This is a genomic window from Christiangramia lutea (assembly GCF_022489035.1).
Taxonomy (GTDB): domain Bacteria; phylum Bacteroidota; class Bacteroidia; order Flavobacteriales; family Flavobacteriaceae; genus Christiangramia; species Christiangramia lutea.
In genome coordinates this window covers 494,511-510,908 of the sequence record NZ_JAKVTV010000002.1, presented here as the reverse complement: position 1 = coordinate 510,908, position 16,398 = coordinate 494,511, and the positions used below count along the sequence as shown (strand labels likewise).

Here is a 16,398-nt window from a genome sequence, read left to right as displayed (position 1 = left end):
CAGATAGATGTAAGAAGTTAAGATGTATTTCATCGAATAAAAACGTATTTCATCGGTTATTTAGGATTTAGAACGATGAATGGGATAATTACTTCTTCCAGGGAAATACCGCCGTGTTGGAAAGTGTTTTTGTAATAACTTACGTAATGATTGTAATTATTAGGATAGGCAAAGAATAGATCCTCTTTTGCAAAAATATACGAACTACTCATGTTTATTGTAGGTAAATAAACCGATTTTGGGTCTTGAATAGCCAACACCTCTTTATCTTCATAGGTAAGACTGCGACCGGTCTTATATCTAAGGTTAAGACTTGTGTTTTTGTCTCCTATAACCTTTGATGGGTTTTTTACATTGATGGTCCCATGATCTGTAGTGATAATTAATTTAAATCCAGATTGCTGAGCTTTTTGTATTATTTCAAGTAAAGGAGAATTTTTAAACCAGCTTTGGGTGAGACTTCTATAAGATTTGTCATTAGATGCGAGTTCCTTGATCACCTCCATCTCGGTTTTGGAGTGGGAGAGCATATCAACAAAATTATAAACTACCACTGTTAGATCATTTCCTTTTTGGGTCTTGAAATTATCAACCAGTTTTTTGCCCGCTTTTAAACTGCTTATTTTATGATATTCAACTTTAAGATCTTCCCCCAATCGTTTTAACTGTTCATCGAGAAATTGGGACTCGTAGAGATTTTTGCCGCCTTCTTCGGTATCATTCTTCCAGTATTTAGGAAAAAGTTTTTCCATTTCGCTAGGCATCAACCCAGAAAAAATGGCGTTCCTGGCGTATTGTGTTGCCGTTGGAAGTATACTGTAATAAGCGCTTTCCTTTTCCTTTTTATAGTAGGTATTTATAATAGGCTCCAGTGTTTTCCATTGATCATACCTTAAATTATCAACAACTACCAATAAAGTAGGCTGATCCTTCTCTATTTCCGGAATGATTTTCTTTTTAAATAAAGTATGGGACATTACGGGTGGCTCTGAACCCTTCTCGAACCAGCTTTCGTAATTTTTTGAAATGAACTTAAAAAATTGATTATTCGCCTCCTGTTTCTGAGATTCCAGAATCTCAAACATGCCCGAATCTTCGATCTCTTCCAACTGGATTTCCCAGTATACCAACTTCTGATACAATTCAGCCCACTCTTCAAAAGAATTAACCTGCGACATTTCCATGGCGATCTTTCGAAATTCCTGCTGATAATTAGAAGTTGTTTTTTCAGAAACCAGCCGGGAATGATCCAGGTTCTTTTTTATACTTAATAAAATCTGGTTGGGATTTACAGGTTTTATGAGGTAATCGGCAATTTTTGAACCGATAGCTTCCTCCATAATATATTCTTCCTCACTTTTAGTGATCATTACAATGGGAATAGTCTCTCTTTTTTCCTTGATCTCAGCGAGTGTTTCCAAACCGGTTAAACCCGGCATGTTTTCATCCAGAAAAACAATATCAAAATTTTCATTTTCAATTTGCTCTAATGCTTCCGTACCACTTTTACAGGTAGTAACCTCATAATTTCGTGATTCCAGGAACATGATATGTGGCTTCAGTAAATCTATTTCGTCGTCTACCCATAAAATTTTGATATTATTCATAAAGCGTATTTGATTTTATTTAAATTGAAATAAGTCTAAAAACCTTCCTTATTACAGTTTGCAGCTAGATTACAAGAAGGCTAATAACATATATGTATCTTTGTTTTGAATTTTAGAAAATTAAAGCTTGGCTTCACAGACTAAACTTAAAATATTAAACGATCCAATTTACGGTTTTATTACCATCCCTAATGAACGGATCTTTAAAATAATTGAACATCCATACTTTCAAAGATTACGCCGAATTTCCCAAATGGGAATGTCTTATCTGGTTTATCCCGGTGCTCACCATACCAGGTTTCATCATGCTCTGGGGTGTGTGCATTTAATGCAAAAAGCTGTAAGAGTACTAAGGTATAAAGGTGTAGAGATCTCAGATGAAGAAGAGGAAGCTCTGTTGATTGCCATTTTAATGCACGATATAGGGCATGGTCCTTTCAGTCATGCCATGGAACATAGTTTGGTAGAAGGTGTTGATCATGAGACCATTTCACTCCTTTTTATGGAGAGAATGAATACCATTTTTGACCAAAGTTTAACCCTGGCTATCCGGATCTTTCAAGGTAGTTACGACAGGAAATTCATGAATCAGCTTATTTCCAGTCAGATGGATATGGATCGGTTAGACTATCTGAAGAGAGATAGTTTTTATACCGGTGCCGTTGAAGGAAATATTAATAGCGAACGGCTTATAACCATGCTGAACGTTGTTGATGACGAGCTGGTAATTGAGGAGAAAGGGATCTATTCTGTAGAGAAATTTCTCATTGGGCGCAGATTAATGTACTGGCAGGTTTATCTTCATAAAACAAGTTTGGTTGCAGAGCAGCTTCTTATAAGGGTGCTAAAAAGGGCAAAGGAATTAATAGGTAAGGGGCAGAGCCTGCATGCTAGTGGATCACTCATGTACTTTCTTGAAAATAAAGTGACCAGGGAAGATTTTGATGAAAATACCCTGGAGATGTTTTCAAGATTAGATGATAATGATGTGATATCTGCCATGAAAGAATGGATGTATTCAGACGATTTTGTTTTGAGCAATCTTTGCGAAATGATCATCAACAGGAATCTATTGAAGGTAAAGATCAAAAAGAAAAAACCTTCACCTGAAAAACTCCAAAAGCGATCTATTGCCCTTCAGAAGAAATATGGGATTTCAGAAAAAGAGGCTTCTTATTTCGTTTTCCAGGGAGAAATAGCAAATCTGGCGTATAAGCGTGAAAAGAACAATATTAATATTCTTCATAAAAATGGTAAGATCAATGACGTAGTAAAGGTTTCCGATCAATTTAATTTAAAAGCTCTTACCAATACGGTTACCAAATACTATATGTGTTATCCAAAAGTTAAAGATTAACGCATTTTTTTTACTTTTGTCAGAATGAAATTTACAGCAGAGCAAATAGCCGAGATATTACAAGGCAAGGTTGAAGGCAATCCGGAAGCGGAAGTTTCAGAGCTTGCTAAAATTGAAGAAGGGGCTGAAGGCTCTCTTACTTTCTTAAGTAATCCTAAATATACCTCATTTTTATATACCACGAATGCTTCAATAACGATTGTTAATGAAGACTTTGAAGTTGAACAACCCGTAAATACTACTTTAATAAAAGTAAAGGACGCCTATAAAGCATTCTCTACTTTACTGGAATATTATAATCAGATAAAATTAAATAAATCTGGTATTGAAAAGCCAAGTCATATTTCTGAATCTGTGACCTATGGTGAAGGCTTATACCTTGGTTCATTCTCTTATGTGGGAGATAACGTAAAGTTAGGTGATAATGTAAAGATCTATCCTAACGTGTATATAGGAGACAATGTAAAAATTGGAAACAATGTAACCGTTTTTGCCGGGGTGAAAATATATTCTGAAAGTCTTATAGGTAGTGATGTAACCATCCATAGTGGGGCAGTTATAGGTGCAGATGGATTTGGTTTTAGTCCTGGTGAAACCGGGGAATATAGTAAGGTGCCTCAAATTGGAAACGTAATTATTGAAGATCATGTAGATATTGGGGCTGGAACAACTATAGATCGTGCAACTCTGGGTTCTACAATTATAAGGAAAGGGGTGAAGCTAGATAATCATATTCAGATCGCTCATAATGTAGAAATTGGAGAGAATACTGCTATTGCTGCTCAAAGTGGAATAGCAGGTTCTACAAAAATTGGAAAAAATTGCCTTATTGGCGGGCAAGTTGGAATTGCCGGACACTTAACCATAGGTGATCGCGTTAAAATCCAGGCACAATCTGGAATTGGGCGTGATATAAAAGATGATGAAATGTTACAGGGAACCCCTGCAATTGGATATAATGATTACAATAAGTCTTATATCCATTTTAAAAATCTTCCCCGAACTATGAATATTATACACCAACTCGAAAAAAAAATGAATAATGGCTGATAAAATTGTGAAACAAAGAACCATTCAGGAGGAGGTCTCTCTTGAAGGTGTTGGCCTGCATACAGGGAAAGAAGTAAAACTTACTTTCAAACCTGCCCCTGAGAACACAGGATATGTATTTAGAAGAGTAGACCTGGAAGGAAATCCTGAAGTCGAAGCAGATGTAAGTTATGTGGTAAATACCCAAAGAGGTACCAACCTGGATAAAAATGGCGTGACCATTCAAACTTCAGAACACGTACTTGCAGCCTGCGTTGGGCTAGAGATCGATAACCTATATATCGAATTGAATGCATCTGAACCGCCTATCATGGACGGGTCCTCTAAGTTTTTTGTTGAAGCTCTTGAAAAAGCCGGTACGGTAGAGCAGGAGGCAGATAGAGAAGAATATGTTGTAGACGAGATCATTTGTTATCGTGATGAAAATGGTAGCGAGATCATTGCCATGCCTGCAGATGAATACCAGGTGACTACCATGGTAGATTTCGGAACCAAAATCTTAGGTACACAAAATGCTTCAATCGAGCATTTGTCTGAATTCAAAACCGAAATTGCTGATGCCAGAACTTTCAGTTTTCTTCATGAAATAGAAACTTTATTGGAGCATGGTCTAATTAAAGGAGGCGATCTTAATAATGCGATCGTTTATGTTGATAAGGAAATAAGCGAAGAAACCCTGAAAAAACTCAGAGTAGCTTTTAACCGTGATGAGATATCAGTAAAGCCAAATGGAATATTAGATAATCTAACCTTACATTATCCAAACGAGGCAGCAAGACATAAGCTTCTAGATGTGCTTGGAGATGTAGCTCTTGTTGGAACCCGAATAAAAGGTAAAATCATCGCTACTAAGCCAGGACACTATGTAAATACCGAATTCGCTAAGAAACTGGCTAAAGTAATCAAGGCCGAAAAAAGAAATAATGTGCCGAAAATAGATTTATCACAACCTCCTTATATGGATGTGAATGATATTATGGACACTTTACCGCACAGATCTCCGTTCTTGCTTGTAGATAAGATCTATGAGCTTTCCGATTCACACGTGATTGGAATGAAAAATGTCACCATGAACGAACCTTTTTTCGTAGGACATTTCCCAGGAAAACCGGTAATGCCTGGAGTGCTTCAGGTAGAAGCAATGGCTCAAACCGGAGGTATACTTGCTTTGAAATCGGTGCCAGATCCTGAAAATTATCTTACTTATTTCATGAAAATTGATAATGTAAGATTCAAAAGACAGGTAGTTCCCGGCGATACATTGATATTCAAATTAGAATTACTGGCTCCAATTAGACGAGGAATCTGCCAGATGCAGGGATATGCCTATGTAAATGGGCAACTTGCAACAGAAGCCGTTTTAATGGCACAAATAGTTAAATCAAAATAATCAGAATGAACCAACCCTTAGCATATGTGCATCCGGGAGCTAAAATTGCAAAAAATGTTGTAATTGAACCTTTCGCGACCATACATAATAACGTAGTGATTGGAGAAGGTACCTGGATTGGTTCCAATGTGAGTATAATGGAAGGCGCACGCATAGGAAAGAACTGTAGTATCTTTCCCGGAGCAGTTATTTCTGCGATTCCACAGGACAAGAAATTCAATGATGAAGATACACTAACGGTAATTGGAGACAATACTACCATTAGAGAATGTGTCACGATTAACCGCGGTACAACAGATAGAATGAAAACCGTAATTGGGAACAATTGCTGGATCATGGCCTATTGCCATGTTGCTCACGACTGTGTGGTTGGTGATAACTGCATTTTTTCGAATAACAGTACTCTTGCAGGGCATATTAATGTGGGAGATCATGTAATTCTCGCTGGGATGGCTGCAATTCAACAATTCTGTAGTATTGGTAATCATGCTTTTGTTACCGGAGGTTCTCTGGTTAGAAAAGATGTTCCACCATTTGTGAAAGCAGGAAGAGAACCATTAAGTTATGTAGGTATAAATTCCATAGGACTTCGACGTAGAGGTTTTACAACCGAAAAGATTAGAGAGATACAGGATATTTACCGAATATTGTATCAGAAAAATTATAATAACTCCCAGGCTGTGGCTATAATCGAAGCTGAAATGCAGGCTACTGCCGAAAGAGACGAAATATTAGAATTCATTAAAAACTCACAAAGAGGTATCATGAAAGGATACTTCAGCTCAAATTAAAAATTAGAAATGGCTACAACCAGCGATATTAGAAACGGACTTTGTATTCGATACAATCACGATATTTATAAAATTGTAGAATTTTTACATGTTAAGCCAGGTAAAGGACCTGCATTCGTAAGAACAAAGCTCAAAAGTGTTACTACTGGTAAAGTATTGGAAAACACCTTTTCCGCAGGACATAAGATCGAGGATATTAGGGTGGAAACTCATAAATTTCAGTTCCTTTATGAAGATGGTGAATTCTGGCATTTTATGAATGTAGAAGACTATACGCAGATTCGTCTTACCGAGAATGCCCTTGATATGCCAAAACTTTTAAAAGAAGGAGAGGTTGTGACAATCCTTATCAATACTGAGGATAATATGCCATTATCTGTTGAGATGCCGGCAAGTGTAGTTCTTGAGGTAACTCATACCGAGCCTGGTGTTAAAGGAAATACAGCAACAAATGCTACAAAACCTGCTACGGTAGAAACCGGTTATGAAGTTAACGTTCCTCTATTTATCAATGAGGGAGATAAGATCAAGATCGAAACCGATAAAGGAACTTATAAAGAAAGAATTAAGGAATAATCTGTTCTAAATGAAATTCCCCCACAAGCATTCTCTTAAGGAAATAGCAGAAATAATAGGTTGTGATTACATAGGAGACCCCGAATTTGAAGTTTTGGGTATGAATGAAATCCATGTGGTTACACCCGGTGATATTGTTTTTGTAGATCATCCGAAATACTACGAAAAGGCATTAAATTCTGCCGCTACGGTTGTGCTGATCAATAAGGTAGTTGAATGTCCTGAGGGTAAAGCTTTACTAGTCTCAGATGATCCTTTCAAAGATTTCAATAAACTTACCAAGTATTTTAAGCCATTTGAAAGATTGTCTTCTATAGTTTCAGATTCAGCTGAAATTGGTGAGGGTACTCTCATCCAGCCTAATGCAGTAATTGGGAATAATGTGAAAATCGGTAAAAATTGCCTTATTCATAGCAATGTGAATATTGGTGATAATTGTATTTTAGGCGATAATGTAATTATTCACAGCGGAACTGTACTTGGTGGAGATGCATTTTATTACAAGAAAAGACCAGAAGGATTCGATAAACTTCTTTCAAGCGGAAGAGTTGTGGTAAAGGATAATGTTGAGATTGGAACTAACAATTCTATAGATCGCGGGGTAACCGGTGATACCACAATTGGAGAGGGATCAAAACTGGACAATCTTATTCAGGTTGGTCATGATACCGTTATTGGAAAGAACTGTCTTATTGCATCCCAGGTTGGAATTGCTGGTTGTGTAGTGATCGAAGACGAGGTAACAATTTGGGGCCAGGTTGGCATTAGAAGTGATGTTAAGATTGCCAGAGGAACTGTTTTAATGGCACAGTGTGGGGTTTCTAAGGATACTGAACCTAATACAACCTACTGGGGTACACCTTTTGGTGAGGTAAGGACAAAACTTAAAGAATATGCAGCAATTAAAAAGCTGCCTGAGATTGTAAAAAATTTTAAATAAGTAAACTATGGGTTTAAGCACAAATGAAATTGCAAAAAAGTTCTATGAATCCAATTTCTATAAGGATGAAGATGTTCTGAAAAAATATCTGCATCCAGATGTGGAACTTTCCTGGTATGGAACTACAGGTTTAAGGAAATTAGATCTAAATGGAATTGCGCAAATTAGTGAACAATTAGCCCAGTCTTACGAATCTTTGAGAGCTGAAATTGAAAAAGTAGTTTCACAGGATGATAATGTAGCAATACATTTTACCTATTTTGTTAGAACTATAGAAAATCCTGAAGAGGAGATGCCCCTGGCACATTTTATAGCTATCTGGGAGCTGAAAGATGATAAACTTTTCAAAGGAGTACAGATTAGCCAGCTTGGAGAAGAAGTGGATGATAATCCATGGACCTAAATCCAGGCCTGGAATAAAGTATTAACCCCCGGTAAATCCACTGAGGGTTTTTTATTTATTTTTTTGTTCTATGTTTGTAGAATTAAAATATTTTTCTACATTTGTAGAACACAATTTTAAAAAATGGAACTATCGAATTCAGAAGAACAACTAATGCAAATCCTTTGGAAGAAGGAAAAGGCTTTTATGAAAGATCTGGTAAATGCCTATCCAGAACCCAAACCTGCTTTAACCACCGTTGCAACTCTTTTAAAACGCATGCAGGATAAAAATTTCGTTGGATATGAGCAGGTTGGGAGATCCAGGGAATATTTTCCAAAAGTTACCAAAAAGAAGTACTTCTCGAAACAAATGAACGGGATGATAAAAAGTTTCTTTAACGACTCTCCATCTCAGTTTGCTTCGTTCTTTACCAGGGAAACCGATTTGTCTGATAAAGAATTAAAGGAATTGCGAGACCTTATTGACGAAAGAATAAAAAAGAAATGATATGCTGGTCTATTTGATCAAATCCATGCTTTGCCTATTGGTTTTATTCTCCTTCTACAAGATTTTTTTAGAAGGAGAGAAGGCTCATTACTTTAAGAGAATCTATCTTTTAGGAATCATGATTGTTTCCGTTATTCTACCGTTAGTAACCATTAGCTATACAACTTCAGAGGTAACTCCAGCACAATTTTTACAAATTTCAGAAACCGTGAGTAAGTCCAATCTGGAAGAAAAAAAACTTAATTATCTAAGCAATTTTCTCAATGATTATTTACCATATCTCATCCTGATCATCTATTTGGCCGGGGTACTATTTTTAGGATTCAGGTTTTATAAGAATATCAGGAATATTTACCACAGGATACAGTTAAGCGAAAAAAGATCATTTTTCTCTCATGTTCTGGTATTAATGAGAAGCCAATTGAATCCACATACTTTCCTGTCTTATATTTTTCTGAATAAGTCTCAGTATGAAAATAACCAGATCTCCGAGGAAATAATTCTCCATGAAAAAGCGCATGCAGATCAAAGACATTCAATAGACCTTATTATGATTGAACTGTTCCAGATAATTTTCTGGGTGAATCCTCTACTTATCTGGTTTAAAAAAGCAGTTAAGCTGAATCACGAATTTCTGGCAGATGATCATGTCATCAAAACAACCCGTGATCCTCTAAATTATTCTGAAGTCTTACTTCAATTTTCAGGCAACACTCATCATGTTAGCCTATCAAGTTCTATCAATTATTCATTAACTAAAAAACGAATTGTTATGATTTCAAAAGAGTTTTCAATTAAGAAGCTATTATCAAAAATAGGCTTGTTCATCCCTGTTCTGGCTTGTTGTATTTACTTTTTCAATAATGATATTGTAGCTAAGCCAGCACTTGCTTCAAAGGATAGTCCGGTATATATTGTTCCTTATACGGAGGATGAATTAATTCAGGATTACAGGATTAAAATCAGGGTTGAGGGAAATAAATTATGGGTGAACGGAACATCAACAAAACCTGAAAATTTCTTAAAAACTGTAGATAAGATTACCAAAAGCTGGAGCGATAAGGATTTGAAAAATGCAAGTATCGAGATGAAAATGCAGAATTCAGATAAATCCTTATTGACGAAACTGGATAAAGATTTTTCTAAAACAAGACTGGGAAAACTTTCTGGCAGAAGCATATTACCGCCTCCACCTCCTTCGGTTAAAGGAGAGATCGTACAGGTGCCTCCACCGCCGAAAGTTGGAGAAAGAGAGATCATGGAAGTTCCACCTCATACTTCTGAGGAGATCGAACTGAGGGAGAAAGAAGAAATTATCAGAGCAGAGCATGAAGAGATCAGCGCGCTTCATAAAAAGATCGAAGAAGAGGAGAATTTAAGCGAAGAGGAGCGAAAACGAATTTTAGAAAAGGTAGAGAATAAAGAAAAGCAATTGAATAGCAGAATGAGAGAGGTGGAGCGTCAACATGTGAAGCTTGAGAAAAAGCACCTAGAGAAAGAGAGGAAGCACAGAGAATTGGCAAGAGAGCATGCTTTGGAAGAGAGAGAGCATCTAAGGAAAGAAGAGGCTTACCCAGAACCACCTCTGCCACCAAGTCCGCCGGCACCAGCCAGTCCAGGAGAATTATACCCCATAAATGCTACCTATTATATAAATAACAAGGAAGTGAAGCGAGACGAGGCCTTAAAAATTATAAATGAAGACAAGGCATTCCGGGTGAACGTCATGCAAAATGATAGGGGAGATGATGTAGTTAGAATATATTTCTGAAAAAATTCAAGCAAGATTAAATACCGGGTTCATCCCGGTATTTTTTTATAAAGATGGAGATATTGATTTTTAAAGGCTTTCGAGCTAGGGTTAAAGCTTTAATAAACTTGGAAAAAGCTTTTAACTTTTATATTTAAAAACATACTTTTGTAATCCAAAATTCAAAAAACACATATGAGCGTTTTAGTCAATAAAAATTCTAAGATAATCGTGCAGGGTTTTACAGGAAGTGAAGGAACTTTCCATGCCGAGCAGATGATAGAATATGGTACAAATGTAGTTGGTGGTGTAACTCCAGGAAAAGGAGGGCAAAAACACCTAAATAAACCTGTTTTTAATACTGTTTCTGATGCAGTGGAACAGACCGGTGCAGATGTTTCTATCATTTTTGTACCACCAGCATTTGCTGCAGACGCGATTATGGAAGCTGCAGATGCAGGAATTAAAGTAATTATCACCATCACCGAAGGTATTCCTGTTGCCGATATGGTAAAGGCTTCAGATTATATCAAAGATCGTGATTGCAGACTTATAGGCCCTAACTGTCCAGGAGTTATTACTCCAGGCGAGGCAAAGGTTGGTATCATGCCAGGATTTGTATTCAAACAAGGAAAAGTTGGGATCGTTTCTAAATCAGGAACTCTTACTTACGAAGCGGCAGACCAGGTTGTAAAACAAGGTTTAGGTATTACTACTGCTATTGGTATTGGTGGGGATCCAATTATTGGGACCACTACAAAAGACGCTGTTGAATTATTGATGAATGATGATGATACTGAATGTATCGTAATGATAGGAGAAATTGGTGGTCAGCTTGAGGCTGATGCAGCACAGTGGGTTAAAGAAAACGGAAATAGAAAACCTGTAGTTGGATTTATCGCTGGTGAAACTGCTCCTGCTGGACGTACCATGGGGCATGCTGGTGCAATTGTAGGTGGAAGTGAAGATACGGCGCAGGCGAAGAAGAAGATTCTTAAAGACAATGGTATTCATGTTGTAGACTCTCCGGCTGAGATCGGTAAAAAAGTCGCCGAAGTATTGAACTCTTAAGAGTTTAATTAAATTATATTTTAAGATCCCTCTTAAATCAGGAGGGATTTTTGTTTTATATAATACCTATGGATGCAAATCAATCTCTCGAAGCATAGAAAGTAGCTCCTCAGGATAATCAGTTTGAATAACATCAACTTTTTTGATTTTTAATAATCTATAGAATCCAGGTTTTCCTTTTGCCTGTATCTTGTCATATTTTTTCAGTGAATTCACCCAGATCATCATTTCTTTTTCCTCAATCCTTTTTAATAACTGCTTATTGTAGGCTCGGTGATATACCTGAATAATATCAATAAAATCATATTCCAGTATTTTTTTGATCTGCCTCCTTTTAAAAGCAATAGGCATTAGTCTTATTTCGCGGTTATATGCATGAAGCTTGGGTAATAGGTTGAGGTCGTTAACACTAATTATTACAGATTCCTCCATGTGATTTTTTGAAATTAGATCTGCGGCTCTTTTAAAGGCCTGGAAATCATTCGTTTTGAAATCTAAATTTAGAATACATTTATCTTTTGCGATTTCCAGAACCTCCTCCAGGGTCGGAATTTTTTCAATGGTAATTTTGTTTTTAAATTTTAAGTTGAATTGCTGTAACTTTTTTAAAGTGTAGTCAGAAAGTGGTTCAGTACCTGTGGTTGTTCTATCCAGGCTGTGGTCATGCAACAGCACGAGTTCGTGATCTTTCGTTTGCCGGATGTCTATCTCAACAATATCGATCTCATTTTTTATACTTTCTTTTATGGCGCTTATTGAATTTTCCGGATGTGATGCATGTGATCCACGGTGTGCTGCAACTAGAATAGTATCTCCTTCCTTATAATAGTCCTTAGGGTCTATTCCAATATGAAAAGGATTCCAGAGTCCAAGGATAATGAGGAGCAAAATAAAGCTTGAGGAATAATATATTTTTAATTTCCTTTTCATGAGCTGGTCTAAACAAAAAAATTGATCGAGTAAAATATAACTGACTAAAAATAAGATTTTTAAATTATTTTAAGATGACTTAATCATTACCAAATTCTATGGTTTTATTTGTGAGCCTTCATTACATATTATGAATTTAGTGTTGTGAAAGTTTATGTTTAAAGAAGGAATAAGTTCCTTGGAATTATTATTTACTGGCTTACAGGTTTTGTTATCTTTGGAAGGTCAATTAACCAAGATCATTTAAAATGAAATTATTAGAAGGAAAAAACGCAATAATTACCGGTGGGAGCCGGGGAATAGGAAAAGGAATTGCGCAGGTATTTGCCAAGCAGGGAGCAAATGTTGCATTTACTTATAATTCATCTTCTCAGTCAGCTGAAGAACTGGCAAAGGAACTGGAAGCTACAGGTGTGAGAGCAAAGGCTTATCAGTCTAATGCTGCCAGTTTTACTGAAGCTCAGGAATTGGTTAACCAGGTAGCGGAAGATTTTGGCTCCATCGACATACTTGTGAACAACGCCGGTATCACCAAGGATAACCTTTTAATGCGTATGAGCGAAGAAGATTTTGACAAGGTGATAGAAGTAAACCTGAAGTCTATTTTCAATATGACCAAGGCTGTACAGCGTACCATGCTTAAACAACGTTACGGAAGTATAATAAATATGAGTTCTGTTGTAGGGGTTACTGGGAACGCGGGTCAGGCTAACTATGCAGCTTCAAAAGCAGGAATTATTGGCTTCTCCAAATCTATGGCCCAGGAATTAGGTTCCAGAAATATTAGAACCAACGTCATCGCCCCTGGTTTTATTGAGACAGAAATGACTGAAAAACTTGATGAAAAAACGGTTCAGGGATGGAGAGATTCAATTCCATTGAAGAGAGGTGGAAGTCCGGAGGATATTGCAAATGCTTGCGTTTACCTTGGAAGTGATTTGAGCTCTTACGTTACCGGACAGGTGCTTCATGTAGACGGTGGTATGCATACTTAAGCCTGTTCTATTAGAATTGTGATATTATTCTATTTAATTATTAACTTCACGATTCTAACACCTCTGAATGGAATCAAGTACAATCTTATATATAACCCTGGCCCTCATAGCAGCGCTGGGGTTCTCTTTTTTTCATTATCTATTCCCAAAAGCGAAGCGTACCGGAAAAAACTATATTTTTTTTGCGCTAAGAGCAATTTCGATCTTTCTGGTTCTAATATTAATAATTAATCCTAAGATAAGTTCAACCGAATTAGAAGTTAAAAAGCCTGCTCTGGTGGTGTTAGCTGATAATTCTCAATCGCTTTCATACCTTGGTGTTGGTGAGCGTCTGGAAGCCATTTCAGATTCATTGTTAAAAAATGCGGAGATCCGCGAAAATTTCGAGGTTAGCCGTTTGCTTTTTGGAGAACAGCTACAACTTGATGACTCTTTGAATTTCTCCTCAAAGGAGACAAATATCTATTCTGCGCTTTCAGAGGCAGAAGAAATTTTTTCGAATTCAGAAACTGCGGTTATTCTTCTTACCGATGGAAATCAAAGCCTGGGCAGGGATTATCGATATTTTAAAAATAATTCCAGTTCAAGCGTTTTCCCTTTTATAATAGGAGATACAACAAGGTATCAGGATCTAAATCTGAGTCGGATTAATGTAAACAAATATGCATTTCTAAAGAATAGATTTCCTGTAGAAATATTCCTGGATTACTCTGGGGGTGAAAATATAGATGCAGATCTTGTTATCAGGTCTGGTGAAACCGTAATTTTCAGACAGAACTTGAATTTTTCTGAAAATAATTCTTCCAGAATTGTGAGAACTGAACTTCCCGCTAACTCTCTTGGGGTTAAAACTTATGAAGTTGAAATTCTTCCCGTTACTGGAGAAAAGAATACGCTTAACAATCTTCAGAAATTCGCCATAGAGGTGATCGATGAGCGAACCTCAGTATTACTCATAACCGATATAACTCATCCAGATCTTGGAGCTTTTAAAAAGGCAATTGAAAGTAATCAGCAAAGGAATGTTGATATTCAATTTTTAAATGATAAAAATTTAGAAGTATCGGAATATCAATTAATTATAGTTTACCAGGTAAATAGAAGGTTTAATTCTGTAATGGCAAATATTTTAGAGAATGATCTTAACTATCTGATGGTCACTGGAACAAAGACAGACTGGAATTATCTGAACAATCTGGATCTAGGTTATACCCGGAAAGCAACCAGTCAATCGCAGGAGATATTTCCGGTTTATGACCACACTTTCAGTTCTTTTCAATTTGAGGATATTGGCTTCGATGATTTTCCTCCTTTACTGGATAAATTTGGCGCTTTAGAATTCGACCAGGAACAATTTAATATTATGCTTTCTCAGGAGATTCAGGGAATTGAAACTGGAGAACCATTAATAGGAGTTAGCCAGTCCAATCCAAAATCTGGTTTTATTTTTGGTGAAAACATATGGAGATGGAGGTCAAAAGCATTTCTGGATAACCAGTCTTTCCAGGAATTTGATGAATTCATCGGTAAATTAGTGCAAAACCTGGCTTCGAAAACCACCAGGCAAAGGCTTACAGTAGAAGTAAAGAATTTCTATTATGCCAACGAGAATGTATTGATCTCTGCTCAATATTTTGACGAGAATTATCAATTTGATCCCGGGGCAAACCTAAGTATAGAATTTGTAAATAACGAAACTAAAGAAAGTTTTACCTCAGATTTGTTACTTGAAAACAATTTCTTCCAATTTGATGGGGGAGACCTGGAACCTGGAATCTATGATTTTACCATTAGTGTTGAAGGAAAAAACCTTGCCAGATCTGGTACTTTTGAGGTGATCGATTTCAATACAGAGCAACAGTTCGTTTCGTCGAACCTATCTGGGATGCAGTCTTTTGCAGATTATAACGGTACCAGGTTATTTTATCCAGGTGAGCTGAACCAACTGATAAATACATTGTTGAATTCCGATAAGTTCAAGCCTGTTCAAAAAAGCCGCCAAAAAACTGTACCTTTGATAGACTGGTATTTCCTGCTGTTTATTCTGATTTTTGTTCTTGCCGCTGAATGGTTTTACCGAAAATATTTAGGACTAATTTAAATTTCAATTTTTATATATGGAAAGATTACCGAAAATCGCTGTACCTTTATTTATTGGTATCGTTATTCTAATAATTTTTATCGCGAAATCTACTGTAACCATCGAATCTGGTGAAGCAGGAGTACTTTACCGGACTTTTGGTGGGGGTGTGGTTACAGATCAGCCGCCCTTGTCTGAAGGATTTCATTTTGTAGCTCCTTGGAACAAAGTATTTGTATATGAAGTACGCCAGCAGTCTATAGATGAAGAGATGCGTGTGCTTTCTTCAAATGGACTTGAGATAAGCCTGGACGCTTCTGTATGGTTTCAGCCAGAATATGAAGTTCTGGGAAAACTTCACCAGGAAAAAGGAGAGGCTTATATTCAGCGTCTGCTACAGCCCGCGATTCGTTCTGCGACCAGAGCGGTGGTAGGTAGATACAATCCGGAGCAATTATATGCCAGCAAGAGAGAGGCTATTCAAAAAGAGATTTTTGATGAGACCAACCTTTTACTTGAAGATCAATACGTTCAGGTGAACGAGGTTTTGGTTAGGGATGTTTCACTTCCTCCTACCATCAAGGAAGCTATTGAAAGAAAGTTAAGGCAGGAGCAGGAGTCTCTGGAGTATGAGTATAGGCTTACCAAAGCTGAACAGGAAGCTGAACGCCAGCGAATAGATGCTGAAGGTAAGGCAAAAGCAAACCGAATTTTAAGTGAATCGCTTACTGAGAAAGTTCTTCAGGAGAAAGGCATTCAGGCTACGCTGGAATTAGCTAAATCGCCTAATTCCAAGGTGGTGGTTATAGGCTCCGGTGATGATGGTATGCCACTTATCCTGGGAAACAACTAATAAACATATCTTAAAAAATAATTTTCAGGTTTTATTTCTGAATTTTTTATTTAGATTTGAATTCACAATGAGAAAAAATACTGTACATCATCATCATTTTTATATCCACGCTCAGG

General features: G+C 36.9%; 15 protein-coding genes. 13 read left to right on the top strand and 2 right to left on the bottom strand.

The features are described from left to right. Nucleotides 1–56: 56 nt before the first annotated feature. A complete protein-coding gene (porX, locus tag ML462_RS08685; protein WP_240713413.1) occupies nt 57–1,607 on the bottom strand; it encodes a T9SS response regulator signal transducer PorX in 1,551 nt (516 codons plus the stop codon). Between the two features lie 127 nt (nt 1,608–1,734). Between porX and ML462_RS08680 the strand changes: the two genes are divergently transcribed. The 10 genes from ML462_RS08680 (at nt 1,735) to sucD (ending at nt 11,424) form a co-directional block, all read left to right on the top strand. Then, the gene (locus tag ML462_RS08680) at nt 1,735–2,964 is read left to right on the top strand and encodes an HD domain-containing protein (protein ID WP_240713412.1); all 1,230 of its coding nucleotides are present in this window, start codon (nt 1,735–1,737) and stop codon (nt 2,962–2,964) included. 24 nt (nt 2,965–2,988) lie between these two features. Next, on the top strand, nt 2,989–4,014 hold the full coding sequence (gene lpxD / locus ML462_RS08675; RefSeq protein ID WP_240713411.1) for a UDP-3-O-(3-hydroxymyristoyl)glucosamine N-acyltransferase: 1,026 nt from the start codon (nt 2,989–2,991) through the stop codon (nt 4,012–4,014). Continuing rightward, nucleotides 4,007–5,404, top strand: a complete 1,398-nt coding sequence (locus ML462_RS08670) for a bifunctional UDP-3-O-[3-hydroxymyristoyl] N-acetylglucosamine deacetylase/3-hydroxyacyl-ACP dehydratase (protein WP_240713410.1) — start codon at nt 4,007–4,009, stop codon at nt 5,402–5,404. Before lpxD ends, ML462_RS08670 begins: the two co-directional genes overlap by 8 nt. Before the next feature lie 5 nt (nt 5,405–5,409). Next, on the top strand, nt 5,410–6,195 hold the full coding sequence (gene lpxA / locus ML462_RS08665) for an acyl-ACP--UDP-N-acetylglucosamine O-acyltransferase (protein ID WP_240713409.1): 786 nt from the start codon (nt 5,410–5,412) through the stop codon (nt 6,193–6,195). A gap of 9 nt (nt 6,196–6,204) precedes the next feature. Next, complete coding sequence (gene efp / locus ML462_RS08660; protein ID WP_240713408.1) at nt 6,205–6,771, top strand: elongation factor P; 567 nt, start codon at nt 6,205–6,207, stop codon at nt 6,769–6,771. 10 nt (nt 6,772–6,781) lie between these two features. Further along, nucleotides 6,782–7,711 (top strand): UDP-3-O-(3-hydroxymyristoyl)glucosamine N-acyltransferase, encoded by a 930-nt coding sequence (locus ML462_RS08655; protein ID WP_240713407.1) that lies wholly within the window; start codon nt 6,782–6,784, stop codon nt 7,709–7,711. A gap of 7 nt (nt 7,712–7,718) precedes the next feature. After that, nucleotides 7,719–8,114, top strand: coding sequence for a nuclear transport factor 2 family protein (locus tag ML462_RS08650; RefSeq protein ID WP_240713406.1), 396 nt, complete (start codon nt 7,719–7,721; stop codon nt 8,112–8,114). A gap of 123 nt (nt 8,115–8,237) precedes the next feature. Continuing rightward, on the top strand, nt 8,238–8,603 hold the full coding sequence (locus ML462_RS08645; protein WP_240713405.1) for a BlaI/MecI/CopY family transcriptional regulator: 366 nt from the start codon (nt 8,238–8,240) through the stop codon (nt 8,601–8,603). A 118-nt stretch (nt 8,604–8,721) separates the two neighbouring features. After that, nucleotides 8,722–10,374: a M56 family metallopeptidase gene (locus ML462_RS08640; protein ID WP_240713404.1), complete on the top strand. Its 1,653-nt coding sequence runs from the start codon at nt 8,722–8,724 to the stop codon at nt 10,372–10,374. A gap of 174 nt (nt 10,375–10,548) precedes the next feature. Next, a complete protein-coding gene (sucD, locus tag ML462_RS08635) occupies nt 10,549–11,424 on the top strand; it encodes a succinate--CoA ligase subunit alpha (protein WP_240713403.1) in 876 nt (291 codons plus the stop codon). A 66-nt stretch (nt 11,425–11,490) separates the two neighbouring features. Here the strand turns inward: sucD and ML462_RS08630 are convergent, their stop codons facing one another. Then, nucleotides 11,491–12,354 (bottom strand): glycerophosphodiester phosphodiesterase family protein, encoded by an 864-nt coding sequence (locus tag ML462_RS08630; RefSeq protein WP_240713402.1) that lies wholly within the window; start codon nt 12,352–12,354, stop codon nt 11,491–11,493. 248 nt (nt 12,355–12,602) lie between these two features. Here ML462_RS08630 and fabG point away from each other — a divergent pair, with 248 nt between their 5' ends. The 3 genes from fabG to ML462_RS08615 all read left to right on the top strand — a co-directional run bounded on the left by fabG (nt 12,603) and on the right by ML462_RS08615 (nt 16,282). Next, nucleotides 12,603–13,349, top strand: coding sequence for a 3-oxoacyl-[acyl-carrier-protein] reductase (gene fabG / locus ML462_RS08625; protein ID WP_240713401.1), 747 nt, complete (start codon nt 12,603–12,605; stop codon nt 13,347–13,349). Between the two features lie 67 nt (nt 13,350–13,416). Further along, on the top strand, nt 13,417–15,450 hold the full coding sequence (locus ML462_RS08620) for a VWA domain-containing protein (protein ID WP_240713400.1): 2,034 nt from the start codon (nt 13,417–13,419) through the stop codon (nt 15,448–15,450). 16 nt (nt 15,451–15,466) lie between these two features. Then, the gene (locus ML462_RS08615) at nt 15,467–16,282 is read left to right on the top strand and encodes a prohibitin family protein (protein WP_240713399.1); all 816 of its coding nucleotides are present in this window, start codon (nt 15,467–15,469) and stop codon (nt 16,280–16,282) included. Nucleotides 16,283–16,398: the final 116 nt, after the last annotated feature.